The organism is Stenotrophomonas sp. GD03930 (genome assembly GCF_029839665.1).
In the GTDB taxonomy this organism is placed as follows: domain Bacteria; phylum Pseudomonadota; class Gammaproteobacteria; order Xanthomonadales; family Xanthomonadaceae; genus Stenotrophomonas; species Stenotrophomonas forensis.
The window spans coordinates 1,893,112-1,919,474 of the sequence record NZ_JAOCAV010000001.1 but is presented as its reverse complement, the minus strand read 5'-3'; the positions used below and the strand labels follow the sequence as shown (position 1 = coordinate 1,919,474).

General features: G+C 68.2%; 26 protein-coding genes. 12 read left to right on the top strand and 14 right to left on the bottom strand.

The window, feature by feature from the left end:
• The first annotated feature begins 12 nt into the window (after nucleotides 1-12).
• Both N5C18_RS08610 and tldD read left to right on the top strand, forming a co-directional pair.
• Nucleotides 13-3,858: a YhdP family protein gene (locus tag N5C18_RS08610; protein ID WP_279944315.1), complete on the top strand. Its 3,846-nt coding sequence runs from the start codon at nucleotides 13-15 to the stop codon at nucleotides 3,856-3,858.
• Nucleotides 3,859-3,918: 60 nt separating this feature from the next.
• The gene (gene tldD / locus N5C18_RS08605) at nucleotides 3,919-5,364 is read left to right on the top strand and encodes a metalloprotease TldD (RefSeq protein ID WP_164242012.1); all 1,446 of its coding nucleotides are present in this window, start codon (nucleotides 3,919-3,921) and stop codon (nucleotides 5,362-5,364) included.
• A 41-nt stretch (nucleotides 5,365-5,405) separates the two neighbouring features.
• On the opposite strand, the gene yjgA is transcribed toward tldD, so the two are convergent.
• Nucleotides 5,406-5,993, bottom strand: a complete 588-nt coding sequence (gene yjgA, locus N5C18_RS08600) for a ribosome biogenesis factor YjgA (protein ID WP_279944314.1) — start codon at nucleotides 5,991-5,993, stop codon at nucleotides 5,406-5,408.
• Nucleotides 5,994-6,061: 68 nt separating this feature from the next.
• Here yjgA and pmbA point away from each other — a divergent pair, with 68 nt between their 5' ends.
• Together pmbA and N5C18_RS08590 are read left to right on the top strand one after the other, a co-directional pair.
• Complete coding sequence (gene pmbA / locus N5C18_RS08595) at nucleotides 6,062-7,429, top strand: metalloprotease PmbA (RefSeq protein ID WP_279944312.1); 1,368 nt, start codon at nucleotides 6,062-6,064, stop codon at nucleotides 7,427-7,429.
• 87 nt (nucleotides 7,430-7,516) lie between these two features.
• Nucleotides 7,517-7,888, top strand: a complete 372-nt coding sequence (locus N5C18_RS08590; RefSeq protein WP_053511457.1) for a DUF4870 domain-containing protein — start codon at nucleotides 7,517-7,519, stop codon at nucleotides 7,886-7,888.
• Between the two features lie 93 nt (nucleotides 7,889-7,981).
• Here N5C18_RS08590 and N5C18_RS08585 read toward each other — a convergent pair whose 3' ends face one another.
• The 4 genes from N5C18_RS08585 to dinB form a co-directional block, all read right to left on the bottom strand.
• Nucleotides 7,982-8,860, bottom strand: a complete 879-nt coding sequence (locus tag N5C18_RS08585; RefSeq protein ID WP_279944310.1) for a farnesyl diphosphate synthase — start codon at nucleotides 8,858-8,860, stop codon at nucleotides 7,982-7,984.
• Nucleotides 8,850-9,110, bottom strand: a complete 261-nt coding sequence (locus tag N5C18_RS08580; RefSeq protein WP_279944308.1) for an exodeoxyribonuclease VII small subunit — start codon at nucleotides 9,108-9,110, stop codon at nucleotides 8,850-8,852. Before N5C18_RS08580 ends, N5C18_RS08585 begins: the two co-directional genes overlap by 11 nt.
• A gap of 36 nt (nucleotides 9,111-9,146) precedes the next feature.
• Entirely contained in the window at nucleotides 9,147-10,433 is a 1,287-nt protein-coding gene (tilS, locus tag N5C18_RS08575; RefSeq protein WP_279944307.1) for a tRNA lysidine(34) synthetase TilS, read from the bottom strand.
• A 305-nt stretch (nucleotides 10,434-10,738) separates the two neighbouring features.
• Nucleotides 10,739-11,833, bottom strand: a complete 1,095-nt coding sequence (gene dinB / locus N5C18_RS08570) for a DNA polymerase IV (RefSeq protein ID WP_279944306.1) — start codon at nucleotides 11,831-11,833, stop codon at nucleotides 10,739-10,741.
• A gap of 191 nt (nucleotides 11,834-12,024) precedes the next feature.
• Here dinB and fabA point away from each other — a divergent pair, with 191 nt between their 5' ends.
• Nucleotides 12,025-12,540: a 3-hydroxyacyl-[acyl-carrier-protein] dehydratase FabA gene (gene fabA, locus N5C18_RS08565; protein WP_004154008.1), complete on the top strand. Its 516-nt coding sequence runs from the start codon at nucleotides 12,025-12,027 to the stop codon at nucleotides 12,538-12,540.
• Nucleotides 12,540-13,748 (top strand): beta-ketoacyl-ACP synthase I, encoded by a 1,209-nt coding sequence (gene fabB, locus N5C18_RS08560; RefSeq protein WP_279944304.1) that lies wholly within the window; start codon nucleotides 12,540-12,542, stop codon nucleotides 13,746-13,748. Before fabA ends, fabB begins: the two co-directional genes overlap by 1 nt.
• A gap of 112 nt (nucleotides 13,749-13,860) precedes the next feature.
• Here fabB and N5C18_RS08555 read toward each other — a convergent pair whose 3' ends face one another.
• Genes N5C18_RS08555 through N5C18_RS08545 form a run of 3 tightly spaced genes read right to left on the bottom strand, consistent with a single transcriptional unit; the run spans nucleotide 13,861 to nucleotide 16,303 of the window.
• The gene (locus N5C18_RS08555; protein ID WP_164242028.1) at nucleotides 13,861-14,544 is read right to left on the bottom strand and encodes an HAD family phosphatase; all 684 of its coding nucleotides are present in this window, start codon (nucleotides 14,542-14,544) and stop codon (nucleotides 13,861-13,863) included.
• Entirely contained in the window at nucleotides 14,541-15,242 is a 702-nt protein-coding gene (locus N5C18_RS08550; RefSeq protein WP_099484190.1) for a pseudouridine synthase, read from the bottom strand. The genes N5C18_RS08555 and N5C18_RS08550 overlap by 4 nt, the downstream gene beginning before the upstream one ends.
• Nucleotides 15,239-16,303: a class I SAM-dependent methyltransferase gene (locus tag N5C18_RS08545; protein ID WP_164242030.1), complete on the bottom strand. Its 1,065-nt coding sequence runs from the start codon at nucleotides 16,301-16,303 to the stop codon at nucleotides 15,239-15,241. Before N5C18_RS08545 ends, N5C18_RS08550 begins: the two co-directional genes overlap by 4 nt.
• Nucleotides 16,304-16,460: 157 nt before the next feature.
• Here N5C18_RS08545 and N5C18_RS08540 point away from each other — a divergent pair, with 157 nt between their 5' ends.
• Nucleotides 16,461-16,724 carry a hypothetical protein gene (locus N5C18_RS08540; RefSeq protein ID WP_005407925.1) on the top strand — a complete coding sequence of 88 codons (264 nt, stop codon included), beginning with the start codon at nucleotides 16,461-16,463 and terminating at the stop codon, nucleotides 16,722-16,724.
• 78 nt (nucleotides 16,725-16,802) lie between these two features.
• Here N5C18_RS08540 and N5C18_RS08535 read toward each other — a convergent pair whose 3' ends face one another.
• Together N5C18_RS08535 and N5C18_RS08530 are read right to left on the bottom strand one after the other, a co-directional pair.
• Nucleotides 16,803-17,096: a DUF3247 family protein gene (locus tag N5C18_RS08535; protein WP_279944302.1), complete on the bottom strand. Its 294-nt coding sequence runs from the start codon at nucleotides 17,094-17,096 to the stop codon at nucleotides 16,803-16,805.
• Nucleotides 17,097-17,139: 43 nt separating this feature from the next.
• Nucleotides 17,140-19,125: an ATP-binding protein gene (locus N5C18_RS08530; protein ID WP_279944300.1), complete on the bottom strand. Its 1,986-nt coding sequence runs from the start codon at nucleotides 19,123-19,125 to the stop codon at nucleotides 17,140-17,142.
• Nucleotides 19,126-19,376: 251 nt separating this feature from the next.
• Between N5C18_RS08530 and N5C18_RS08525 the strand changes: the two genes are divergently transcribed.
• Nucleotides 19,377-19,943: a DUF3016 domain-containing protein gene (locus tag N5C18_RS08525; RefSeq protein ID WP_279944298.1), complete on the top strand. Its 567-nt coding sequence runs from the start codon at nucleotides 19,377-19,379 to the stop codon at nucleotides 19,941-19,943.
• Nucleotides 19,944-20,076: 133 nt separating this feature from the next.
• Here the strand turns inward: N5C18_RS08525 and alr are convergent, their stop codons facing one another.
• Together alr and N5C18_RS08515 are read right to left on the bottom strand one after the other, a co-directional pair.
• Entirely contained in the window at nucleotides 20,077-21,147 is a 1,071-nt protein-coding gene (alr, locus tag N5C18_RS08520; RefSeq protein ID WP_164242036.1) for an alanine racemase, read from the bottom strand.
• A complete protein-coding gene (locus N5C18_RS08515; protein WP_008267290.1) occupies nucleotides 21,126-22,430 on the bottom strand; it encodes a D-amino acid dehydrogenase in 1,305 nt (434 codons plus the stop codon). Before N5C18_RS08515 ends, alr begins: the two co-directional genes overlap by 22 nt.
• Nucleotides 22,431-22,579: 149 nt before the next feature.
• Here N5C18_RS08515 and N5C18_RS08510 point away from each other — a divergent pair, with 149 nt between their 5' ends.
• Nucleotides 22,580-23,059 (top strand): Lrp/AsnC ligand binding domain-containing protein, encoded by a 480-nt coding sequence (locus tag N5C18_RS08510; protein WP_004140558.1) that lies wholly within the window; start codon nucleotides 22,580-22,582, stop codon nucleotides 23,057-23,059.
• A 55-nt stretch (nucleotides 23,060-23,114) separates the two neighbouring features.
• Here the strand turns inward: N5C18_RS08510 and N5C18_RS08505 are convergent, their stop codons facing one another.
• Nucleotides 23,115-23,297 (bottom strand): hypothetical protein, encoded by a 183-nt coding sequence (locus tag N5C18_RS08505; RefSeq protein ID WP_053448666.1) that lies wholly within the window; start codon nucleotides 23,295-23,297, stop codon nucleotides 23,115-23,117.
• Nucleotides 23,298-23,403: 106 nt separating this feature from the next.
• Nucleotides 23,404-23,775 (bottom strand): classical arabinogalactan protein 4, encoded by a 372-nt coding sequence (locus tag N5C18_RS08500; protein ID WP_164242038.1) that lies wholly within the window; start codon nucleotides 23,773-23,775, stop codon nucleotides 23,404-23,406.
• Nucleotides 23,776-23,913: 138 nt separating this feature from the next.
• Here N5C18_RS08500 and msrB point away from each other — a divergent pair, with 138 nt between their 5' ends.
• The 3 genes from msrB (at nucleotide 23,914) to motB (ending at nucleotide 26,293) form a co-directional block, all read left to right on the top strand.
• On the top strand, nucleotides 23,914-24,381 hold the full coding sequence (msrB, locus tag N5C18_RS08495) for a peptide-methionine (R)-S-oxide reductase MsrB (protein WP_004153995.1): 468 nt from the start codon (nucleotides 23,914-23,916) through the stop codon (nucleotides 24,379-24,381).
• Between the two features lie 91 nt (nucleotides 24,382-24,472).
• Complete coding sequence (gene motA / locus N5C18_RS08490) at nucleotides 24,473-25,327, top strand: flagellar motor stator protein MotA (RefSeq protein WP_008264562.1); 855 nt, start codon at nucleotides 24,473-24,475, stop codon at nucleotides 25,325-25,327.
• A 3-nt stretch (nucleotides 25,328-25,330) separates the two neighbouring features.
• A complete protein-coding gene (gene motB, locus N5C18_RS08485; protein ID WP_053509766.1) occupies nucleotides 25,331-26,293 on the top strand; it encodes a flagellar motor protein MotB in 963 nt (320 codons plus the stop codon).
• The last annotated feature ends 70 nt before the right edge of the window (nucleotides 26,294-26,363 follow it).

Genomic DNA, 26,363 nt, shown 5'->3' with positions numbered 1-26,363 from the left:
CGGCGGCGGCCGATGAGCGCGCCGCCGCGCCTGCGACTGCGAAGGATCCGCCGTCATTTCATTGCCGCGTGTGCGGTGGGCCTGGTCGGGCTTGCCTTGCTGGTGGGCAGCATCAGCCAGCTGCTGCCGCTGGCCGAGCGCCATCCCGACAGGATCGCTGCGTGGCTGAGCGAGCGTGCCGGCCAGCCGGTGCATTTCGACCAGCTGCAGACTGCGTGGACCCGCCGTGGCCCGTTGCTGCAGCTGAAGGGCCTGCGCATCGGCGCCGGCCAGGGCCTGGCGATCGGCGAAGCGGAAGTGCTGGTGTCGATGTACAGCGGGCTGCTGCCGGGCCGTTCGCTGACCGAGTTGCGCCTGCGTGGCCTGGCGCTGGACCTGCAGCAGGGCGAGGACGGCCGCTGGTCGGTGCGGGGCCTGCCGCAGTCAACCAACGGCGGTGACCCGCTGGATGCGCTGCGCCGGCTGGGCGAACTGCAGGTGGTCGAGGGCCGCCTCGGCGTGCGCGCGCCGGGCCTGGGCATCGATACCACGCTGCCGCGCATCGACCTGCGCCTGCGCGTCAACGGCGACCGCCTGCGCGTGGGCGTGCGTGCCTGGGCGCAGGCCGACGCACTGCCACTGACCGCGGTGCTGGATGTGGACCGCGTGCGTGGCAACGGCCAGGCCTGGCTGGGCGCCGATCCGGTTGATTTCAACGCCTGGTCGCCGCTGCTGGCAGCCGGCGGCGTCCGCCTGCGAGAAGGCAAGGGCGAGCTGAACCTGTGGCTGACCCTGCGTGATTTCGCCCCCGTTGCGCTGACCACCGATTCGGACCTGCGCGACGTCCGCATCGATGGTGCTCCGATGCCCGACCTGGCAGCTCCGTACCTGAAGCTGCAGCGCCTGCAGGCACGCCTGCGCTGGCAGCGCCAGGCCGAAGGCTGGGCCCTGCAGGTGCCGCGCCTGCGCCTGAAGACCGAAGACGGCGAGCAACAGCTTGACGGCCTGCAGCTGCAGGTCGGCAGGCAGCTGCGGGTGAGTTCCGGCGACGTGCAGGCCGGCACCGCGCTGCGCGCGCTGGCGCTGAGTGATCGCCTCGACCCCGGCCTGCGCCACTGGCTGTTCCTGTCCCGGCCGCAACTGGATGTGCGTGAGCTGCAGCTGTCCGGCCAGCGTGATGGCCCGCTGTGGGCGCAGGGTGAACTGAAATCGCTGGGCTTTGCCAGCGTGGGCCATTCGCCGGGCCTGCGCGGCCTGGGGGGCCGTTTCGAGGGCGATGCCGATGGTTTCAGCCTGCAGCTGCAGCCACGCCAGCAGCTGCAGTTCGATTGGCCGACCGGATTCGGCGTGCGCCATGACCTGCACCTGGCAGGACAGGTGGTGGGCTGGCGAGACGAAGCGGGCGGCTGGCGCATCGGCACCGCGGCGATGCGCGTGGAAGGCACCGACTATGCCGCCGACGTGCGCGGTGGTGTCTGGTTCCAGGGTGATGGCACCCGGCCGTGGCTGCAGCTGGCGGCCAAGCTGGACGACGTGCCGATGACCGCGGCCAAGCGTTTCTGGATCCATTCCAGGATGAGCAAGGGCGCCACCGACTGGCTCGACATGGCACTGGCCGGTGGCCAGGTGCGCAACGGTGTCGGCCTGGTCAGCGGCGACCTGGACGACTGGCCGTTCGACAACAACGATGGCCGCTTCGAGGCCACCGGCCACATCACCAATGGTGACATCCGTTTCCAGCACGACTGGCCCCTGATGAGCCAGGTCGACGCCGATATCGCCTTCATCGGCCCCGGCTTCGACATGCACGGGCGCGGCGACCTGGCCGGTGTGGCGGTGCAGACGTTCGAGGCGGGCATTCCGGATTTCGGCCAGCAGCCGCTGTACGTGCGCGCCGACACCCAGAGCGAGGCCGGCAGGCTGCTGGCGATGCTGCGGCAGAGTCCCTTGCACAAGGACTATGGCGACACGCTCGACAACCTGACCGCGGCAGGCCCGGCGCATGTGACCTTCGACCTGCTGCAGCCGCTGCACCTGGATGAAGGCGGCGGCCATCTGCAGGGCACGGTCGACCTCGACGGTGTGAAGCTGGTCGACAAGCGCTTCCAGCTGACCTTCGACAACATGCATGGGCAGGCCCGCTACGGCAACGGCGGTTTCGGTGCCGAGGAACTGGCGGTGCGCCACCTCGGCCAGGACGGTCGCCTGAGCCTGCGTGCCGGCAGCTACGTGCATGACAGCAAGCTGGCGTTTGAATCGCTGCTGTCGGCCCACCTCGATGCCGGCGTGCTGATCGACCGCGCGCCGGAAATGGCATGGCTCAAGCCGTACATCGCAGGAACCTCGCCGTGGACCATCGCGGTCAACCTGCCCAAGGTTGCACCGGGCGCGCCGGCGCCGCCCAGCGAGCTGCGATTGAGTTCGGATCTGGTGGGGACCCGCCTGGACCTGCCTGCGCCGCTGGACAAGCCGGCCGGCGAACCGCTGGCGACCACGGTGGCCGCGCAGTTGCCGATGGGGGCCGGTCGCATCGACGTGGCCTTTGGCCAGCGCCTGGCGCTGGCTGCGCGCAGCCACAACAACCGCACCGGCGTGCAGGTCACCCTGGGCAGCGATCATGTCGATCGCGAGCCACCGCCGAGCGGGCTGGCCGTCAACGGTCGCAGCCCGACCCTGGATGCGCTGGAATGGATCAGCCTCGCGCGCGGAGGCGGTGATGATGACGGCATGCCGCTGCGTGCGGTGGATGTGCAGGTCGGCAAGCTGATGCTGATCGGTGGCGTTTTCGAACAGACCCGCCTGCAGCTGCAGCCGGGCGCGCAGGCGCTGGACGTGCGCCTGGACGGACCTTCGCTGGCAGGTCGCCTGAGCGTGCCCAATGCCGAGGGCGGCACCATCAGTGGCCAGCTGGACCGCGTGCACTGGCAGTCGCTGCCGGCGGCCCCGGGCGCGTCCGCTGCGCCGGCGCGGGTGCAGGCCGGTGCCAACGACATGGACCCGGCCAAGCTGCCGCCGTTCGCGCTGGACATCGCCGACCTGAAGTTCGGCAAAGTGGTGCTGGGGCAGGCGGTGCTGCGCACGCGCCCGCTGGCCAATGGCCTGAACGTGGACGAGCTGCGCTTCCGCGCGCCGGACCAGGAGATCGACATCAGCGGCCGCTGGTTGGGTCGTACCGGTGGCGCCCGTACCGAACTGACCGCGCAGGTACGCAGTGAAGACCTGGGCGGCCTGATGCAGAACCTCGACTACGGTGGCCAGCTGCGTGGCGGCTCCGGGCAGGCACAGCTGCAGGCGTCGTGGAGTGGCGGTCCTTCGGACTTCCAGCTGGCCAACCTGCAGGGCCGGCTCGACCTGCACGCACGCAACGGCCAGCTGCTGGAGCTGGAGCCCGGTGCCGGCCGCGTGCTAGGCCTGCTCAGCGTCACCCAGTTGCCACGGCGCCTGATGTTCGACTTCCGCGACTTCTTCTCCAAGGGCTTCGCGTTCAACCAGGTCGACGGCAGCGTGCAGTTCGGCCAGGGCATGGCCCGTACCGACAAGGTGCTGATCGAAGGCCCTGCGGCGAACATCACCATCCGCGGCCAGGCCGACCTGCGCAACCAGCAGTTCGACCAGACCATCGACGTCAACCCACGCGCCGGCAATCTGCTGACCGTGGTCGGCGCGGTGGCGGGGGGGCCGGTGGGCGCGGCACTCGGCGCGGCCACCAATGCGGTATTGTCCAAACCGTTGGGCGAGATCGGCGCCCGTACCTACAAGGTGACCGGCCCATGGAAGGAGCCGAAGGTGGAAGTGATCGAACGCAGCCGCGAGAAGGCGCCGCCCGCTCCGGCCCCCGGCATTCCGCCGACCGTCACCGACCTGCCACGCTCGCGCTGAGCGTGGCTTTCCTGTTCACCGGGCTTGCCTCGGCGCCCCCGCACCCCCAGATCGAGAGCCATGACTGATATCGCCCTGACGCTTGCCCAAGACCGCCTGCTGCGCCCCGGTGGCCTGGATACCGCTGGCCTGGAGCGCACCTTCGGCCAGCTGCTCGGCCCCGGTGTCGACTTTGGCGACCTCTACTTCCAGCACGCCCGCCGCGAGAGCTGGAGCGTGGAGGACGGCATCGTCAAGGACGGTGCCCATTCCATCGAGCAGGGCGTGGGCGTGCGGGCGATTTCCGGCGAGAAGACCGGCTTTGCCTATTCCGATGACATCCATGCCGATGCGCTGCGGGTAGCGGCGCAGTCGGCACGCGCGATCTCGCGCGAAGGCGGCGCGCAGTCCGGGCGCTCGCTGCTGCGTGGCAACGCGCGTGCGTTGTACCCGGCGCTGGACCCGATCGACGGTATCGGCAACGAGGCCAAGGTCGAGGTGCTCAAGCGCCTGGACGGCTATCTGCGTGCCGCGGACCCGCGCGTGAAGCAGGTGATGGTCAGCCTGTCCGGCGGCGTGGATACCGTGCTGATCGCCCGCAGCGACGGCGTGCTGGGCGCCGACGTGCGCCCGCTGGTGCGCCTGAACGTGCAGGTGATCGTCGAGCACAACGGCCGCCGCGAGTCCGGCTATGCCGGTGGCGGTGGCCGCTATGGCTATGCGGAACTGTTCGCCGACGGCCGGCCTGAAGCGTTCGCGCTTGAGGCGCTGCGTCAGGCGCTGGTGAACCTTGAGGCGGTACCGGCGCCGGCCGGCGTGATGCCGGTGGTGCTCGGCCCGGGCTGGCCCGGCGTGCTGCTGCACGAAGCCGTGGGTCATGGCCTGGAAGGCGACTTCAACCGCAAGGGCACCAGCGTCTACGCCGGCCGCATCGGTGAACGCGTTGCGGCGCCGGGCGTGACCATCGTCGACGACGGCACGCTGGATGGCCGCCGCGGGTCGTTGAACATCGACGACGAAGGCCACCCCAGCCAGTGCACCACGCTGATCGAGGACGGCATCCTGGTGGGCTACATGCAGGACAGCCTCAATGCCCGCCTGATGGGCGTGGCACCGACCGGCAACGGGCGCCGCGAATCGTTCGCGCACCTGACCATGCCACGCATGACCAACACCTACATGCGTGCCGGCCAGCATGACCCGCAGGAAATGATCCGCTCGGTGAAGAAGGGCCTGTACGCGGTCAACTTCGGCGGCGGCCAGGTCGACATCACCAGTGGCAAGTATGTGTTCTCGGCCACCGAGGCCTACCTGATCGAGGATGGCCGGATCACCACGCCGGTGAAGGGCGCGACCCTGATCGGCAATGGCCCGGAAACCATGCAGAAGGTGCGCATGGTCGGCAACGACCTGGCCCTCGACGAAGGCGTGGGCATCTGCGGCAAGGATGGGCAGAGTGTGCCCGTGGGGGTCGGCCAGCCTTCGTTGTTGATCGAGGGCATCACCGTCGGCGGTACCCAGGCCTGAGCCGGGCGATGGCCAGTGCCACCGCCCACGCCGGGGAGGACTCAGTCCTCGTCGGCTTCGCCGGCCTCGACGTCGTCGGCCCCATCGGCCGCGGCCTTGAGGCCCAGCGCCGCTGGCAGCATCAGGCCGCGCAGCACCTGGAAGATCTCGCGGTAGGCGCGCGGCGGCTTGTTCTTCGCTTTCTCGGCCTGGGCATTGCGCACCAGCGTGCGCAGCTGCTGGCGGTCGGCCTGCGGGTAGTCGTTGAGCAGTGCGGCAAGCGCTGTGTCGCCTTCGGCCAGCAGGCGGTCGCGCCAGTCTTCCGCGCGATGCATCATCGCCACTTCGCGGCGGCCGGTTTCGCTGTTTGCGTCCAGCGCATCGCGGATGGCGTCAAGCGTGGCGTCCTCTTCGCGACGCATGTGCTTGGCCAGGAACGCCAGCTGGCGCTTGTGGGCGATGTGGGCGGTGATCCGCTTGCACTCGGCGATGTGCGGCAGCAGGTCTTCCGGGATCGGCAGGCGCGCCAGCTGGGCCGGGGTCAACGACACCAGCTTCTCGCCCAGGGCCAGGACATCGAGCGCGTCGCGCCGGTTCTGGCTGCGGCTCTTGTCGTGGAATTCACCGGTTTCTTCGTCGCGTCCGCGCATCGTCCCTACCTGATCTCAAAAAAAGTCGCCCGGCGTGATGCCGGGCCCAACCTGTACAGGATAAAGCATTGAACGTGATCGCCCCTGAAGTGGCCGTCGGCGACGACAGCCCGGCCCGCCTGGAACGGCTGGCCGACCTTTCCCAGCAGCTGCTCGACCGCGCCCGCGCGCTGGGCGCCAGCCAGGCCGAGGTCAGCTGCAGCGAGGACCGCGGCCTGGAGGTCAATGTCCGCCTTGGCGAGGTCGAGACCGTGCAGTCCACCCGTGACCGCGGCATCGCGGTGACGGTCTATTTCGGCAAGCGCAAGGGCAGCGCCAGCACCGGCGACCTGAACGAGGCCAGCCTGGCGGCCACGGTCGAGCAGGCCTGCGCGATCGCCCGGCACACCGAGGACGACCCGGCTGCCGGGCTTGCCGAGGCGGCGCTGATGGCCCGCGACTTCCCCGACCTGGACAGCTGGCACCCCTGGGCGCTGCAGGCTGACGAGGCGGTGGACTTGGCCCTGGCCTGCGAGCAGGCCGGTCGCGGGGCCGATGCACGCATCAGCAATTCCGACGGTGCCTCGGTGTCGAGCATGCAGAGCGTATCGGTCTATGCCAATTCGCATGGCTTCATCGGCCGCGAGCGCGGAACCCACCATTCGGTTGGCTGCGCCCTGATCGCTGGCACTGGCGATGGCATGCAACGTGATGGCTGGTACACCGGCGGCCTGGCCCGCGAGGACCTGGAGGCGGCCGACAGCGTGGGCCGCCGCGCCGCCGAGCGTACCGTGGCCCGCCTGCAGCCGCGTTCGCTGCCGACCGGCAGCATGCCGGTGCTGTTCGCCCCGGAAGTGGCCCGCAGCCTGGTCGGCCACCTGCTGTCGGCGGTATCCGGCGGCGCCCTGTACCGGCAGGCCAGCTTCCTGCTGGACAGTGTCGGCCAGCGGCTGTTCCCGGAGTGGATGCAGATCGAGGAACTGCCGCACCTGCGCCGTGGGCTGCGCTCGGCCGCCTTCGACGGTGACGGCGTGGCGACCCGTGCGTCGGCCCTGGTCAGCGACGGGGTGCTGCAGCGCTACGTGCTGGGCAGCTATTCGGCGCGCAAGCTGGGCCTGCAGACCACCGCCAATGCCGGTGGCGTACACAACCTGCAGCTGGCCGCCAACGCCGGCTCGCTGCAGGAGATCGCGCGCCAGATGGGCGACGGGCTGCTGGTGACCGAGCTGATGGGACAGGGCGTGAACGGGGTGACCGGTGACTACTCGCGTGGTACCGGTGGCTTCCGCGTCGAGAACGGCGAGATCCAGTACCCGGTGGACGGCATCACCATCGCCGGCAACCTGCGCGAGATGTTCAGCAGCATCGAGGCGGTCGGCAGCGACGTCGACCCGCGCTCACACATCCGGACAGGTTCGATCCTGCTGGGACGGATGACCATTGCCGGTAATGATTGATGGCATTGATGGCGTAAGCTATGCGCGCCTGACGCGACCAGCTTGGTGCTGGTGGGTCAAGACCACCCAATGAAAAGGAGTTTTGTCGTGAGTGAATTCGATAACGTCCCGCCGCCGCCGGCCACCACTGACGCGCCGGCCGACCAGCGCACCATGGCCCTGGCCGCGCACCTGCTGGGCATCTTCACCTGGTTCATCGGCCCGCTGATCATCTGGCTGATCAACAAGGATGACGCCGGCAAGGCCTTCGTGACCGACCAGGCCAAGGAAGCGCTGAACTTCCAGATCACCATCACCATCGCGATGCTGATCTGCATCGTGCTGACCATCGTGATCATCGGCGGCATCCTGGCCCCGATCGTCGGCATCCTGAACCTGGTGTTCTGCATCATCGCCGCGGTCAAGGCCAACAACGGCGAAGCCTACCGCTATCCGTTCGCGCTGCGCCTGATCAAGTAAATACGGCTGCACGTGGATATGGAAACGCCCGGCCATGCCGGGCGTTTCTGTTTGCGGCGCGGGGTAGCGCCAGGCCATGACCGGTGGCCTCGATCAGTGATCCCGTTCCACCGCCAGCGTCGCCAGCGCGCGCAGCGCATCGGCTTCCTCGCCATGGCCGGACAGGATCGAGTGCATGCGCGTGGCAAGCTCCTGCAGCTGGGCCTTCGCGCCGTCCATGCCAAGCAGGGCGGGAAACGTGCTCTTGTCCTGTGCCTGGTCCTTGCCGGCAGTCTTGCCCAGCTGCTCGGAACTGGCCTCGACATCGAGGATGTCGTCACGCACCTGGAACGCCAGGCCGAGTGCATCGGCGAAGCTGTCGAGCTGGGCCAACTGCGGTTCGTGGGCCTGACCACATAGCGCACCCATGCGCACCGCGGCGCGGATCAGCGCCCCGGTCTTCAGGGCATGCATGCGGGTGAGAGCCGCCAGTGTCTGCTGCTGGCCGGTGGCGTCGATGTCCAGGGCCTGGCCGCCGCACATGCCGGCGGCGCCGGAGGCGTGGGCCAGCGTCTGCAGGCAGGCCACGCGCAATGTGGCCGGCAGCGGTGCATCGGCCAGCAGGCCGAAGGCACGGGCCTGCAGTGCGTCGCCGGCGAGGATCGCCGTGGCTTCGTCAAATGCGATATGCGTGGTCGGCTTGCCACGACGCAGGGCGTCATCGTCCATCGCCGGCAGATCGTCATGCACCAGTGAATAGGCGTGGATCAGTTCGACCGCCATCGCGGCGGCGTCCAGCGCTTCCGGCTGCGCACCGAACAGGTGGCCGCTGGCATACACCAGCAACGGGCGCATGCGCTTGCCGCCGCCCAGCACTGAATAGCGCATGGCCTGGTGCAGGCCCTGCGGTGCCTCGGCAGGCGAGGGCAGTGCGGCGTCGAGCTCGCTTTCAATACGGTCGCGCCAGCGCGCGAACAGGGCCTCAGCCGTCATGGTTGGGCGGGTCGAACGGCTCGGCCGCTTCCGGCTGGGCCGGATCGCTGAGCAGGCGCACGCGCAGTTCGGCCTGCTCCAGCGCCTGCTGGCACTGGCGGTACAGGCCAACGCCACGTTCGTATGCACTGAGCGAAGCTTCCAGGCTCAGCTCGCCGGTTTCCATCTGCTCCACCAGCTGCTCCAGCGACTCGAGCGACTGCTCGAACTGGGCGACCGGGGAGGCGTTTTCGGGGGACTTCTTGGCCATGCGACAAGTGTGGACGGGCCGCGCGCGGGGGTCAATTCACCAGCCGCCCGGGCGCCACTGCAGTTGCGCCCCATGGGCCTGCAACCAGGCCTGCAAAGGTGCTGCGATGACCACGTCGGCGGCGGCCAGCAACTGCGGGCCATCGAAGATCAGCGGCAGCTGCGCGCGTCGCCAGGGCGCGAGGTGTTCCCGTTGCAGGCAGTCCTTCAGGGCATGCGAATGCTGGCGTCCGGGCAGCTGGATGCGCTCACCACCCACGCGTGCGCGAACCTGCAGCGTGCGTTCGAAGGCCGCCGCGCCCTGCAGGCGCAGCTGGCCGCCATCGGGCAGCGGCAAGGGCGCGCGTCCATCCCATTCGGCCTGCCAGTCGCGTGGCAGTACGGGCAGCCGGGCAGGCAGCAGGTAGGCGTGGTCGCGCCATTGCTGGATCGCATGATCGTGCCATCCCACGCGCGCCTGGCGGTCGTTGTCGGCCGGCAGCAGTTCGGCCAGCGCCTGCTGCAGGACCGTGGCCGGCAACGGTGCCGCATCATGGCCCAGCACCCAGGCCCGCAGCACGCGTGCGGCGCGGCCGGGTGAAATCTGCCGCAGCAGCTGCAGAGACAGCACGCGCGGTGCCACCTCCAGATGCGCGATCAGCTCGGCGTCTTCTTCATCAAGCAGCTCACGGGTCTGCGCGCAATGCGCCGCGCTGCCGGCCAGCGCCGCGGCCGCATGTGGCCAGCGCTGGCGCAGCAGCGGCAGCACCTGCAGGCGCAGGAAATTGCGGTCAGCATGATCGTCGCCATTGCTGGGATCTTCGATCCAGTGCAGTGCATGCTGGTGCGCGTAGTCCAGCAGTGCATCGCGCGGGACCTGAAGCAATGGTCGCCACAGGGCGTGTCCACCAAAGTGACTGTGTGCGGACATCGCTGCAAGGCCATCGACGCCGGAACCGCGCAGGGCGCGCAGCAGGAAGGTCTCGGCCTGGTCGTCCTGGTGCTGGGCCAGCGCCAATGTTTCGCCGTCGCGCAACTCGGCGGCGAACGCCCCGCGCCGTGCCTGCCGCGCTGCGCCTTCGAGGCCCAGGCCTGCGGTGTTATCGATTCTTACGTGGTGCACGGCCAGGTCGATGCCCAGCGCTGTGCACTGCTGCTGGCAGTGCCGCACCCAGTCGTCGGCCGCGGACTGCAGGCCATGGTGCACGTGCACCGCACGCAGCGGAGTGCCGGAGGCCTGTGCGCAGCGGCACAGCCAGTGCAGCAGCACGGTCGAGTCGACACCGCCGCTGTAGCCGACCAGCAGCGGCGCATCCAGCGGAACGAGGGCAGGGAAGGCAGTCACGGGGCAAGTATAGGGTTGCTCGGCAGGGCTGCGCCCTGCACCCGCTACGATCAAGAGCAACAGCAACAGCAACAGCAACAGCAACAGCAGAAGCAGGCTTCCTGAGGGATGGCGGGGTGGGTCCGGTTGCGGGGGCCGCTGCAAGTACGTCCATGTAAGCTCGGTCGCCGCATCCATGCGGCTCACGCCCCCGCCACCGGACCCACCCCGCCTTCGACAGTTCTCTGCGATCTGTAGCTTTTTGTAGAGTCGAGCCATGCTCGACTGCCGTTCGTTGCGGAATCGAAATGTTCGACGGCGAACGATCAATTGCCTTCAGAATCGTTCGTTCCGTGCTCGAACAATTCGCCCTGCAGCACCGGCTCTTTCTCGCGGAAACCGCCCAGGCCGACGCCCACCAGGCGGTAGCGGGTTTCGGCCGGCAGGTCGACGCGGGCACGCAGGGCCAGGGCGATGTCGCGCAGTTCTTCCATCGATTCCGGCGGGCGCTCCGGGGTGAAGCTGCGGGTAAGGATGCGGAACTGCGCGGTCTTCAGCTTCAGCACCACCGTATGGCCGACGCGCTCGGTCTTGCGGGTGGCATGCCAGGTCTTCTCCGCCAGCTGCACGATCGCCTCGCTCAGGTCCTCCAGCAGCAGGTCTTCGGCGAAGGTGTCCTCCGAAGAAATCGACTGCACCTGCTGGTCCGGTTCCACCGGCCGCTCGTCCACACCGCGTGCGCGGTTGTACAGGCTGCGGCCGAAGCTGCCGAACGCCTCTTCCAGATCAACCAGCGCCCACTGCCGCAGGTCGCCACAGGTGACGATGCCGCGCGCGGCCAGCTTGCCTTCCATCACCTTGCCCACGCCGGGCACCCGGTTCACCGGCAGCGGCAGCAGGAACGCATCCACACGCTGCGGTGGAATCACGAACTGGCCGTCGGGCTTGCGCCAGTCCGAAGCGATCTTGGCCAGGAACTTGTTCGGTGCGATTCCGGCTGAAGCAGTCAGCTGGGTTTCTTCACGGATCTGCGTGCGGATGGTGCGGGCGATATCGGTGGCCAGCTCGATGCCGCTCTTCGGCTCGGTCACGTCCAGGTAGGCCTCGTCCAGCGACAGCGGCTCGACCAGATCGGTATGGCGCAGGAAGATCTCGCGCACTTGGCGTGACACCGCCTTGTAACGTGCGAAGTCCGGCGGCACGAAGATCGCATCCGGACACAGGCGTTCGGCACGCAGCGCCGGCATCGCCGAGCGCACGCCGAACACGCGGGCTTCGTAGGAGGCCGCACACACCACCGATCGGGCGCCGCGCCATGCCACGACCACCGGCTTGCCACGCAGTGACGGATCGTCGCGCTGCTCCACCGACGCGTAGAAGGCGTCCATGTCGACGTGGATGATCTTGCGCAGTGCGTTCATGGTTGGCCGACATCATACCCGTACCGTACCGGTCCAGACGGCGAAGTATGGTCGTTGTGCATCAACGGGATGCGCGATCTGGGCGGAAAACACTACGCACGCGTACGGTGCGGCGGTTTGATTCCCGCTGCAACCGTCGTGCATCCTCGACGGATTGTTGCCTCGTTTTCGCTTCCAGGATTGCGCTTTCCATGACTCGTCTCCACGCGTTCAACCGCGACCAGCTGCTGGCCAGCGCACGCGGTGAACTGTTCGGCGCCGCCGCCGGCCGTCTGCCCAACGATCCGATGCTGATGTTCGACCGCATCACCGAAATCCGCGAGGACGGCGGACCGCATGGCAAAGGCATGGTACGCGCCGAACTGGATATCCGCCCGGACCTGTGGTTCTTCGGCTGCCATTTCATCGGCGACCCGGTGATGCCCGGCTGCCTGGGCCTGGATGCCATGTGGCAGCTGACCGGCTTCTTCCTGACCTGGCTGGGCGCCCCCGGCAAGGGCCGCGCGCTGGGCTGCGGTGAAGTGAAGTTCACCGGCCAGGTGCTGCCGGATGCCAAGCTCGTGCGCTACGAGATCGATATCAGCCGGGTCATCAACCGCAAGCTGGTGATGGCCCAGTCGGACGCCCGCATGTACGTGGATGACCGCGAAATCTACAGCGCGCGCGACCTGCGCGTCGGCTTGTTCACCGAAACCGGGAGCTTCTGATGCGTCGCGTCGTCATCACCGGCATGGGCATCACGTCCTGCCTCGGCAATGATCTGGATACCGTCTCGGCCGCGCTGCGCGAAGGCCGCTCGGGCATCACCACGCTGGCCGACCACGCCGAAGCCGGGCTGCGCAGCCAGGTCGGCGGCCGTGTCGACCTCGACCTGGAAGCGCTGATCGACCGCAAGCAGAAGCGCTTCATGAGCGATGCGGCGGCCTTTGCCTACCTGTCCATGCGCGATGCCATCGCCGATGCCGGGCTCAGCCCCGAGCAGGTCAGCAACCTGCGCACCGGTCTGATCGCCGGCTCCGGTGGCGGCTCCAGCGAATGGCAGATCGGCGCAGTCGACCTGCTGCGCGAACGTGGCGTGCGCAAGGTCGGCCCGTACATGGTGCCGCGCACGATGTGCTCGACGGTCTCGGCCTGCCTGGCCACCGCCTACCAGATCAAGGGCGTCAGCTACTCGCTGTCGGCCGCCTGCGCGACCTCGGCGCACTGCATCGGCGCGGCCGCGGACATGATCCGCCACGGCGCGCAGGACATCATGTTTGCCGGCGGCGGCGAAGACCTGCACTGGTCGATGAGCGTGATGTTCGATGCGATGGGTGCCCTGTCGACCAGCTTCAACGAAACCCCGGCCAGCGCCTCGCGCCCGTACGACAAGGACCGCGACGGCTTCGTCATCGCCGGTGGCGGCGGCATGCTGGTGCTGGAGGATTACGACCACGCCGTCGCACGCGGTGCGCACATCCATGCCGAACTGATCGGCTACGGCGTGACCTCCGACGGTGCCGACATGGTGGCGCCGTCCGGCGAAGGCGCCGTGCGCTGCATGAAGATGGCGCTGCAGGGCATCGATCGCCCGCTGGACTACCTCAACACCCACGGCACCTCGACCCCGCTGGGCGACGTCACCGAGCTCAACGCGATCCGCGAAGTGTTCGGCGATGCGGTGCCGCCGCTGTCCTCGACCAAGGCACTGTCCGGCCATTCGCTGGGCGCGGCCAGCGTGCACGAGGCGATCTACTGCCTGCTGATGATGCGCGATGGTTTCGTTGCCGGTTCAGCCAACATCGCCGAGCTGGACCCGAAGGTGGAGAGCTTCCCGATCCTGCGCGAAAGCCGCGAGCAGAGGCTGGATACGGTGATGTCCAACAGCTTCGGCTTCGGTGGCACCAACGCCGCGCTGGTGTTCGGGCGGGTGTGAGGGGAAGGTGTGCCGACCAACGGTCGGCACCCACCGGGGCATTGGGGTGTGTCAACCAAGGTTGGCATCCACCAGAGCGGTGAAGTGTGCCAACCAAGGTTGGCACCTACCGTTACCTTGGCAGAAGCGGCAGCAGCAGTGCGTGCGCGTCCACCAGCGAGCCGACGATGCGATGGCCGAGCGCGCGCAGTTCTTCGTCCGGGTGCACCAGGTCCGGCACCTGGATCACGGTCATGCCGGCCGCCAATGCGGCGCGCGTACCGGCCGGTGAGTCCTCCAGCGCCAGGCAGCGCTCCGGCGCCTGGCCCAGCCGCTGTGCAGCCAACAGGTAGATATCCGGCGCCGGCTTCGGTCGCGCCACGTCGCCACTGGTGATCACCGCATCGAAGTACGGCAGCAGGCCGGCCGCGGCCAGCTTGCGGTTGGCGCGCGGCTGCCGCGTGGTGGTCGCCACCGCGCGCGGAACCGCGTGCGCCTTCAGCAGTTCCAGCAGCTCCAGGATGCCCGGCCGCAGCGGCAGGCCGGTCTGCGTGCGAGCTTCATACAGGTCGTGGCAGCGTGCCGCCACCGCTTCGATCACGCTGTCTTCGATGCCCTGCGCGCGCAGCAGTGCGTGCGTGTCACGATCGCCGAGGCCAACCATGCGCAGGAACACTGCCTTGTCCAGGCCCAGTCCGAATTCGTCGGCGGCCTCGCTCCAGCAGGCCAGCGCGACCCGCTCGCTGTCGATCATCAGGCCGTCCATGTCGAAGATGACGGCGTCGGGCAGGAACGGCAGCGCAGCGATAGTGGTCATGGAGCGAACAGCGTATCCAGGTCGGTGGAGGTGAGCTGCCGCCATTGCCCTTCGTCCAGCCCCTGCAGGTCCAGCCCGCCAACGCGGCTGCGGTGCAGGGCCTGCACGTGGTTGCCGGTGGCGGCGAACATGCGGCGCACCTGATGGTAGCGGCCTTCGTGCAGCACCAGGCGCGCGCGGCGCGCGTCCAGCACCTCGAGTTCAGCCGGCAGCAGGGGCGTCTTCTCGGACTCCAGCATCAGCGTGCCGCTGGCGAACAGGGCCACTTCATCGCCGCGCAGGTCGTCGCTCAGTTCCACTTCGTAGACCTTGGGCAGCTTCGACTTCGGCGAAATGATCCGGTGCAGCAGGCCACCATCGTCGGTCAGCAGCAGCAGGCCACTGGTATCGCGGTCGAGGCGGCCGACCGTGGACAGCACCGGGTCGCGGTCGCGGAAGCGCGGCGGCAGCAGGTCGTAGATCAGGCGGCCGGTGTCCTTGGTCGAGCAGGTGTAGCCGGCCGGCTTGTGCAGCGCGATCGACAGGCCCACCGGCGGGTCCAGCGGCTCGCCATCAACCCGGATCGCCTCGTGCGGCACCTGGTCGTCGGCGTACAGCACCTCGCCGTCGGCATCGGTCACGCGGCCTTCGCGGAACATCCACTGCACCTGCTTGCGGCTGCCATAGCCCAGGTTGGCGATGAGCTTGACCAGCTTCACTTGCCCTTCCCCTTCACCGCTTCCACCAGCTTGAAACCGTCGCGCTCGGCAATCACGCGCACCGCGCCGAAGCTGTCGTTGAGGGTGTGCTCGTAGGGCAGGTGGCGGTTGGCCACTACGTACAGGCGTCCGCCCGGGCGCAGCGCCTGCGCGGCCACGGCGATGAAGCGCTGGCCGATGTCCGGGCGATCGGCGCGCGAGGGCGTGTGGAACGGCGGGTTGCTGATGATCACGTCGTAGCCCGGCTCGATGCCGGCGGTGACGTCCTGCCACAGGAAGCGCAGCGGCAGCGGGCGCGGCGGTGGTGCCAGGTTCAGCTCGGCCAGGGCCAGCGCCCGCTGCTCGGCCTCGTACAGGTCCAGCGCGGTGATCTTCGGGCAACGCTCCAGCAGCTCGCGCGACAGGTAGCCGTAGCCGGCACCGAGGTCGGCGGCACGCCCGGCCAGGTCGGCCGGCAGGTGCTCGGCCAGCAATGCCGAGGCCGGATCGATGCGGTCCCAGGCGAACACGCCCGGGCGGCTGAGGAAACGGCCGCCGACGATCGGGCGCACCGCGTCCAGTGCCGACCAGCGCTTGACCAGGTCAGCATCGTGCTGGCCCTGCATCGGCGCGGTCCAGTACACGCGGCAGTGGTTCTTGGTCAGGCTGCCGCCGAGGCCGGTCAGCTGCTTGAGGTCGCCCTCGCCGGAGCGTGCGCCTTCGTTGTTGGACTGGCAGGCCACGATGCGACCGCCGTCGGCTACCAGCGCCAGCGCGCGGGCGAACAGCGCACGGGCCTCTTCGCGCTGGCGCGGCGGCAGCACCAGCACCAGCGGGTAGCGGCCCTTGCCGGCCACGTCATCCAGCTGGCCGCTGACGGTCCAGCCGGCGGCCTGCTGCAACGGCTGCGCGAACGGGGCGAAGCTCTGCTCGCAGTGCACCTCGCGGTGGCCGGCCGCTTCGCGCAACGGCCAGCCGTCGCGGGCACGCAGGAAGGCCACCGGGCCCTCCGGCCAGCGCAGGGCGCCTTGGGAGAACGGCAGGAACAGGGTCTGCAGGGGAGCGTCGTCGCTGGAGGCCATCGGCGCGGGTACTTCAAGCGTGAGGGCCGTCCATTGTACCGGCTTGGCCGGTCCGGCCCCGGCGGGCCACTTTGCGAAACCCCAACGGGGCCTTGATGTGCCAGCAACATTGAAACGTTCAGGGTAGAGGCTCCCCCGCAAACCCAGGAGAACCTGCATGCGAGCCTTGTTCGTCGGTGGCGTGGTCGACAACAGTGAAATGGACCTGGAAGGCAGCCATCCGCCCGTGCACTACCCCGAGGACACCGGCGGCGGCCACTCGCGCTACCGGCTGCACCAGGTCGGCCATGGCGCCGACGGCAGCGTGGCCTATGCGGTGTACGGCGCGCCCGACCTGGCCGACGATGAGGTGGCCCGGGTCGCGGAAGAACGCGCCTATGCGCGCCGCTTCGAGGCGACGCCCACGCTGTTCGAGCATTGATCCCCCTGTAGCGCCCGAGTAGCGCCCGAGCCCGCGCTCGGGCGGTAGCGCCGCGCGAGGACTCGGCGCTACATCGGATCAGGGCGCCCTGGGTGGCAGGCGGTCTACGCTGGTGATCTCATCCAGCCAGACGTGGTGCTGCTGCACCGGCGTGTCGTAGTCATCCAGGCGCAGCTGACCATTGCTGCCTTCATCGCCCGCAGCGTTGCGGTATTGCTGGACGGTGGGCTTGACCGCCACCGTACCCAGCAGGCGGCGACCGTCATGCAGGGTCAGCTGCACCTGCGTTTCACCTTCCAGATGTGGCAACAGGGCTTCCAGGCGCGCGATCTGCGCCGGATCGGTATGGATGCGGGGAGCTATGCGGGACATCGGCGACCTCCTGCATGCAGGGTCGCCGATCGGCCGTGAATGCTCAGTGCAGCGCGCTGTCTGCGCGCGGCACCTGCACCTTGCGTACGGCGGCCACCAGCTGCGCCACCGAATAGGGCTTGGCCACGTGTTCCTGGAAGCCTGACGCCAGCGCACGGCGGCGGTCATCGGCGCGCGCCAGCGCGGTCACCGCCACCGCCGGCAGGGTCGCCGCATCCACGCCCATGTCCTCGCGCAGCGTGCGCACCAAGCCATAGCCATCCATGCCCGGCATGCCGATGTCGGTCAGCATCACGTGGAACTGCAGGTGGCCGGTATCGGCCAGCAGCGCCAGCGCCTCGCCGGCCGAACTGGCCGCAGAGACACTGGCGCCCTGCTCTTCCAGCATGCGCCGCAGGTACTCCAGCACTTCCGGCTGGTCTTCCACCGCCAGCACGTGCATGCCGCGCAGCGGATACGGCTCGACGATCACCGGCTCCAGGATCGGCCCGCTGATCACTTCGCGCAGTGGACGGCGCTCGGCATCCGGAATGTGCTGCGGCAGCCGCACGGTGAAGGTGGCGCCGTGGCCGTGGCCTTCGCTGGCGGCGGTCACGGTGCCGCCATGCAGCTCGACCAGCTGCTGCACGATCGCCAGGCCCAGGCCCAGGCCACCGTGACGGCGCGTGGTGGTGCCATCGGCCTGGCGGAAACGGCTGAACAGGTGATTGAGGAATTCAGGCGCGATACCGTCGCCGGTGTCATGCACGGTGATCACCCAGTGGTTGCCGTCGGCCTGCAGCTGCAGGTCGATGCGGCCTTCGGCCGGGGTGAACTTGATGGCATTGGAGAGCAGGTTCCACAGCACCTGCTGCAGGCGGGTGGCATCGCCCAGCACCAGGCTGGGCTGCTCGGGCAGTTGCAGGTGAACGTCCAGCGCCTTGCCTTCGGCCACCAGTTCCTGCGCGCCGATGGCTTCGCCAAGCAGCAGATTGAGGTCCAGCACTTCCACTTCCAGCTGCACCTTGCCCAGCAGCATGCTGCTGAGGTCGAGCATGTCCGAGATCAGCCGCTTCTGCGCGCCGGCGCTGTTGGCGATCACGTTCAGGCCCTTGAACAGCGGGCTGGTGTTGTCCACGCGCTGCAGCAGCAACTCGCTCCAGCCCAGGATGGTGGTCAGCGGCGTGCGCAGCTCGTGCGAAAGCGTGGCCAGGAATTCGTCCTTCAGCCGCGCCATGTTTTCCGCCGCACTGCGCGCGGCGCGCTCGGACTGCAGCAGCTCCTCGCGGGCCAGCTCGATCTCGCGGCGTTCGGTCACGTCCGGGCTGCTGCCGGCCAGGCCGATGAAGCGTCCCATGCGCGAGAAGCGCGGCCGGGCGTTCATCTCCAGCCAGCGCCACTGGCCATCGGCACGGCGCGCACGCACCAGGGCATGCATGGAACGCTGCGCCTTCAGTGCCTCCTGCAGTTCGTACTCGAACACCGAGGCGTCATCGGGATGGACCAGGCCGCGCCACACGTCTTCCGGCACGCGCGTCTCGTCACCACCGAAGAACTCACTGAAGGCACTGTTGACGAAACGGGCGTGGCCGCGCTCGTCCAGCACCCACACCGGCATCGGCAGGCCATCGGCCAGCGCGCTGAAGCGGGCTTCGCTCTCGCCCAGTTCCACTTCCATCTGCTTGCGCGCGGTGATGTCGAAGAACAGGATGCCGACCTTGTCTTCGCCGGCACGGCCCACGCGCACCGCATCGACCGCGAACGAACGGCCCAACGCGCGCGCTTCCATCTCGAACTGCGCCGGACGGCCGCTGCGGGCGACCTCGCCGTAGATGCGGAACCAGTCCTGCTCATGGTTGGGCTCGAGCACCGACATGCGCTGGCCGCGCGCGTCCTTCAGCCCGGTGTGTCGCTCGAAGGCGTCGTTGACCTCGATGAAGCGATAGTCGACCGCACGATCGCCCTCGAACAGCACCTGGATCACGCAGAAGCCGGCGTTGATGCGCTCAAGCACGCCATGATGCAGGTCGGGTTCGGGCGCCGGCACCATCAACGGTGGGCGCTCCACTAGGGGCGGCAGTGTGGACAAGGGCGTCTGGACGGGCCGGATTGGAGACACAGCATCTTCCAGAGAGCGTATTCACAGCGTCAAGCGCCGTCAGTCAGGGTTGACGACGATGAATTGGCGGCAACCGCTCTTGCGCATGACGCAATCGGCCGTTGCGGTGGCCCGGAAGCGGGATCACACTCGATCCATAGATAGACAGAACCGTCCCCAACGATGGGGCGCAGGAGACCGTCATGAACCGCACATTGGCCACCGCCCTGCTGCTGGCAGGCGCCCTCATGGCCGGCGCCGCGAACGCCGCGCCGCGTACCGTCACCGATCCGCAGGCCCCACGCGCGCTGCAGGCCGATGGCCCGGTCAGCGTGAAGTGGGACGATCCGGCCGGTTTCACCGAAATCCGCCGCAGCACCAACCGCTTCGAAGCCGAACGTGGCGACTGGGTGCAGCAGCTGGCCCGCTACGTGCAGACCACGGCAGCCAAGCCGCTGCAGTCCGGGCAGACCCTGGACGTGACCCTGGTCGACATCAAGCGTGCTGGCGACTATGAGCCCTGGCACGGCCCGCGCGGCAGCGACATCCGGATCATGCGCGACATCTATCCGCCGCGGATCACCCTGCAGTACGCGCTGAAGGACGCCAGCGGCCGCATCGTCGATGAGGGCGAAGCCAAGCTGAGCGACAGCGGCTACCTGCACAACCTGGGGCTGAGGAGCGACAGCGATCCGCTGCGCTACGAAAAGCGCCTGATCGATGATTGGGTGAAGCGCCAGCTGACCAGCCAGGCGACGGCAGCGCGGTAATTCCGCGCCGCGCTCGGCTCTGGTAGGTGTCGACCTTGGTCGACACGCATTCACCGCGCCGACCAAGGTCGGCCGCTACCAGAACCGTGGACGCCAGGCATCCAGGTAGTGCCGGCCGCTGGCCGGCAGCACCTCAGTCCTGATATACGCGCGCCACGCGCTTGACCGCACAGGGCAGCTGATAGGCACTTACGCCACAGCGCGGTGCCAGTTCAGACAACGTCGGCGCGGTACCCCACAGTTCCACGACACTACCGATCCCTGCCTGCGGATGCGCGGTCAGGTCCACGGTCAACATGTCCATCGACACGCGCCCGATCAGGCCACCGGGCTGCCCGTCGATCAGCACCGGGGTGCCGTTCGGGGCGAACTGCGGATACCCGTCGGCGTAACCCAGCGCGACCACACCCACGCGGGTGCGCGACTTCGCCACGAAGCGGGCGCCATAGCCCACCGGCTCGCCGGCCTCGATCCAGCGCTCGGCGATCACCTTCGACTGCATGGTCATCACCGGGCGCAGCCGCGCAGTGATCTCCGAAGCCTCCGGCAGCGGGTTGGCGCCGTACAGCATCAGGCCCGGGCGCACCCAGTCGCTGCGCACATCCGGCCAACCGAGCAGCGCCGGCGAATTGCACACGCTGGTCTCGCCTTCCAGGCCGTCGATGGCGCGGGCGAAGGTCGCGGCCTGTTCGTGGGTGCGTTCGCTGTCCAGCTCGTCGGCACGCGCCAGGTGGGTCATCAGCACGATGCGCTCGACCTGCGGCAGTGCCGACAGGCGTGCGTGCGCGGCGCGGAAGCTGTCCACGTCCAGGCCGAGGCGATGCATGCCGCTATCCAGCTTCAGCCACACCGTCAGCGGGCGCGGGCTGTCGAAGGCAGCCAATGCCTCCAGCTGCCACGATGCGCCCACCGCGAACCAGAAATCGTGCTCGGCCACCAACGCCATGTCGCTGGGCTCGAAGATCCCTTCCAGCAGCAGGATCGGCGCGCGGATGCCGGCCTGGCGCAGTTCCAGCGCCTCTTCGATGGTGGCCACGCCGAAACCATCGGCCTCGCCTTCCAGCGCCTGTGCACAGCGCACCGCACCGTGGCCATAGGCATCGGCCTTGATGATCGCCAGGGCCTTGCCACCGCCCAGTTCACGGGCGAGCCGGTAGTTGCTGCGCAGGGCACCCAGATCGATCAGCGCGCGGGCAGGACGCATGTGCGGTTCTCGTGTTGCGGGGCGTGACCGTACTGGCCGTAGCGGAAAATATCCAGGCCTTCGGTGCTGATCTGCGGCTGGCGCGCGCTCATCAGGTCGGCCAGGTAACGGCCCGAGCCGCAGGCCATGGTCCAGCCCAGGGTGCCGTGGCCGGTATTGAGGTACAGGTTGCGGAACGGCGTGGCGCCGATCACCGGCGTGCCATCCGGCGTGGCCGGGCGCAGGCCGGTCCAGAACTGCGCGCGCGACAGGTCGCCGCCCTTCGGGTACAGATCGCTGACCACCAGCTCCAGGGTCTCGCGGCGGCGCTGCGACAGCGACAGGTCGAAGCCTGCAACCTCGGCCATGCCGCCGACGCGGATGCGGTCGTCGAAACGGGTTACCGCCACCTTGTAGCTCTCATCAAGGATGGTCGAGGTCGGCGCCATCGCCGGATCGGTGATCGGCAGCGTCAGCGAGTAGCCCTTCAGTGGGTACACCGGCAGGCGCATGCCCAGCGGTGCGACCAGCGCCGGCGAGTAGCTGCCCAGCGCGACCACGAAGCGGTCGGCGGTTTCCAGCGTGCCGCCGATGCGCACGCCGCTGATGCGATCGCCATCGAACTCCAGGCCGGTGATGTCCTGATCGAAACGGAACTCGACGCCGGCATCCACGCACATCTGCGCCAGGCGGCGGGTGAACAGCTGGCAGTCGCCGGTCTGGTCACGCGGCAGGCGCAGCGCGCCGACCAGGCCATCGACATGGGCCAGGGCCGGTTCGGCCTGGATGATGCCGGCGCGGTCCAGCACTTCGTACGGCACGCCGTACTGGGCCAGGATCTCGATGTCCTGCGCCGAGGCGTCCAGCTGCTGCTGGGTGCGGAACAGCTGGGTGGTGCCCAGGTCGCGGCCTTCGAACTCGATGCCGATCTGCGCGCGCAGCTCGTTCAGGCAGTCGCGGCTGTACTCGGACATGCGCACCATGCGCGCCTTGTTGATCGCGTAGCGCTCGTGTGTGCAGTTGCGCAGCATCTGCCACAGCCAGCGGTACTGGGCCAGGTCCATGCCCGGCTTGATCGCCAGCGGCGCGTGCTTCTCGAACAGCCAGCCGATGGCCTTCTTCGGCACGCCCGGGGCGGCCCACGGCGAGGTGTAGCCGAACGACAGCTGCCCGGCATTGGCGAAGCTGGTTTCCAGCGCCGGACCGGGTTGGCGGTCGATGACCGTGACTTCAAACCCGGCCTGTCGCAGGTACCAGGCACTGGTGGTGCCGATCACGCCGCTGCCGAGAACTAGGACTCGCATGGGACTTCTCCAACCCGATCATTCCCTGCACTGGAGCGTGCCGGGACCATAATTGGGGAAGTATAGACAGCCGATACCAGTTGATTTGCCTGATTTGAAATCAACCGGCAGGATGTTCTCCTGCAATTCATTCCCCAAGGTTGACGACCATGGCCACCCGTACCCGCGAACTGGACAAGATCGACCGCAAGATCCTGCGCATCCTGCAGGCCGAGGGCCGCATTTCCTTCACCGAGCTGGGTGAGCGGGTCGGGCTGTCGACCACCCCGTGCACCGAGCGCGTGCGCCGGCTCGAGCGCGAAGCAGTGATCACCGGCTACCACGCCCACCTCGACCCGGCGGCGGTGAAGGCCAGCCTGCTGGTGTTCGTGGAGATCAGCCTGGCCTACAAGTCCGGCGACATCTTCGAGGAGTTTCGGCGCGCGGCGCTGAAACTGCCCAACGTGCTGGAGTGCCACCTGGTGTCGGGCGACTTCGATTACCTGCTGAAGGCGCGGATCAGCGAGATGGCCTCCTATCGCAAGCTGCTCGGCAGCACGTTGCTGACCTTGCCGCATGTGCGTGAATCGAAGAGCTACATCGTGATGGAGGAAGTAAAGGAGACGCTGAGCCTGCCGATTCCGGACTGAGGGATCAACGCGGTTGGGGCCAGAGCCCGCAATGCGGGATCCGACCCCGGGCCCGTCAGCGCTGCTGAGGGTGCTTCTGCGAGCGCTGCTCCTGCTGCTTGCCGCCCTTGTGCGACTGCTGCGGTTCCATCTGCTGTTGTTGCTGCTGCTGTTGCTGCGGGTTGCGGCCCTGCGGTTCCTTGCCGGGATGACGGTTCTGCTGGTTTTTCATGATCGCGATCCAATGGACGAAGGACATGCGACGACGGGATGCCGGCGCACCGCCAAAGTGGTCCCGGGACGGTTAATCGCAGGCGAAAAAGCAGTGATCCGCGCGCGGATGTTTTCGTGCGTTCAGGCCGGCGCTAGCGGATCTGCTGGCCGTCGCCCTGCGGCACGCTGTCGTAATAGCGGCCGGTGCGCGAATCGAACACGCGGTTCGGACCGGCCGGGCGCACACCGGGGACGATGCGTCCATTGCGGTCGTAGACCTTGTCGGCCGGCTTCGGCGCCGGGGTGGGTGCAATCCGGGCCGGACCGGTGGATTTGATCGGTTGCGCCGGCTGCGGTGACGGCAGCACCTGGGGCTGCGGGCGGGCCGCTTGCGGCGGCGGTACCACCGGCGCGGGGGCCACGGTGGTGGTGGTGCGGGTGGCGGTCGGATCGGCAGTCGGCACCTGGGCCAGCGCCAGCGCGGGCAGCAGGGCGATCAGCAGCAGGGGAAGGGTCGGTTTCATGGCACGCTCCGGCGTGGATCGCGTTCACCTTGCGCCTGCGCCTGTGTGCCGCCCATGAACGGCCATCACACTTGCAAGGCCGGGCCGCCACCCCCATTTCCGCAGGCATCCCCAGGCCACCACCCACGGAGAGCCGGCATGACTGCCTTCGACCTGACGCCCCCCACCGCCACCCAGACCGAGGCGCTGATTGCCGGCCTCAGCAGCGAGGAGCGCCGCGTGCTGCTGCAGCACGGCACCGAAGCGCCGTTCTGCGGAGTCTTCCTCGACAACAAGCGCGAGGGTGTCTACTGCTGCCGGCTGTGTGCGCTGCCGCTGTTCCGCTCTAGCACCAAGTTCGATTCCGGCACCGGCTGGCCCAGCTTCTTCGCCCCGTTCGACCCGGCGCATGTGCGCGAAATCCGCGATACCAGCCACGGCATGGTCCGCACCGAGATCACCTGCGCCCGCTGTGGCAGCCATCTGGGCCATGTGTTCCCGGACGGTCCGCCGCCCACCTACGAACGCCACTGCCTGAACTCGGTCTCACTTTCATTCACCGGCAATGGCGAGCCGTGGCCTGATCCGCTGCGGCGTGGCGGTGCGGAGGCCGGTGTGGCGGGCTGAAACACCCCGCCGACCGATTTCACAGAATTCCCTCTTCAGAAAACCAGGTGAAGGGCCGACAAGGAGATATCCCCGCTCCTTGCGTCGCGCCATGCTCATCATCGTTGGATTCCTGGTCGTCATCATCAGCGTGCTGGGCGGCTACCTCGGCGCACACGGTCGGCTGGGGGCGCTGTGGCAACCCTACGAGCTGGTCATCATCGGCGGTGCCGCACTGGGCGCGTTCCTGGTCGGCACCCCGGCCAAGACGGTCAAGCAGACCCTGCAGGCCATGGTCGGCGTGTTCAAGGGCCCGCGTTACAAGCAGCAGGACTACATCGATGTGCTCAGCCTGCTGTACGAACTGCTCAACAAGGCGCGCCGCGAAGGCTTCATGGCGCTGGAAGACCATGTCGAGCGTCCGGCCGAGAGCGCGCTGTTCGGCAACTACCCCAAGGTGCAGGCCGACCACCACCTGATCGACTTCATCACCGACTGCCTGCGCCTGATGATCGGCAGCAACATCGAGCCGCACGAGCTGGAACCGCTGCTGGAACTGGAGCTGGAAAAGCACCATGCCGAGGCCATGGCGCCGTCGCAGGTGCTGACCAAGGTCGCCGACGGACTGCCCGGTTTCGGCATCGTCGCCGCAGTGCTGGGCATCGTCATCACCATGGGCTCGATCGGCGGTGACATCGTCGAGGTCGGCGGCCACGTGGCCGGCGCGCTGGTCGGCACCTTCCTCGGCATCCTGCTGGGCTACGGCTTCGTCGGCCCGATGGCGGCGGCGATGGAAGCCCGTGCCGAGCAGGACAGCCGCATCTACGAGTCGGTGAAGACCGCCCTGCTGGCCTGCCTGCGCGGCTACAACCCGAAGATCGCGCTGGAATTCGCCCGCAAGACGCTGCCGTCGAACGTGCGCCCGGCCTTCTCCGATTTCGAGCAGCACCTGAAGACGGTCAAGTAAGCCATGGCCGAGACCAAGCCCACCGTCATCGTCCGCCGGGTCAAGAAGGCCGGCCACGCCGCCCACCACGGCGGCTCGTGGAAGGTCGCCTATGCCGACTTCGTGACCGCGATGATGGCCTTCTTCCTGGTGCTGTGGCTGATGGCCAGCACCAGCAAGCCCGAGCGCGCGGCCATTTCCGAGTACTTCCGCAATCCCAGCCCGCTGAGCGGCAAGAGCGCCACGCCCGCCCCCGGCATGGCCGGCCCGGGCGGTGCCAGCACCTCGATGATCAAGCTCGGCGGTGCCACCGACGTTTCCCGCGGCAACAGCAACGATCCCTTCCAGAACCAGAAGGAGGCGGTGCCGCAGCCGGTGGACCAGCAGCAGCGCGACAAGCAGCAGCTCGAGCAGCTGATGAAGGAACTGCAGGAAGCGATCAGCAGGAGCCAGGCGCTGGAGCCGTTCAAGGACCAGCTGCTGCTGGACCTGACCCCGGAAGGCCTGCGCATCCAGATCGTGGACAAGCAGAACCGGCCGATGTTCGACCTCGGCAGCGCCACGCTGAAGCCGTACACGCAGCAGATCCTGCACGAGCTGGCCGAGTACCTGAACCACGTGCCGAACCGGATCAGCCTGACCGGGCATACCGACATCACCGCCTATTCGGCCGCCCGCGGCTACGGCAACTGGGAACTGAGCGCCGACCGCGCCAACGCCGCGCGCCGCGCGCTGATCGATGGTGGCCTGGAGGACAGCAAGATCACCCGCGTGGTCGGCCTGTCCTCGTCGGTGCTGTTCGACAAGGCCGACCCGCAGAACCCGATCAACCGCCGCATCAGCATCGTGGTGATGACCCAGGCGGCCGAAGCCGCCGCGCTGGCCGGGGCCGGCCCGCAGGTAGGGTTGTCGGCACCCAGCGCCGACCCGGATGTGCAGGCTGCGCAGGGGCCGGCAGAACAATCTGTGCAGGGGCAAGCAGAATAAACTGTGGGTGCGGACCTTGGTCCGCACATCGGGCACAAAGCGTGCGGACCAAGGTCCGCACCCACCAGGG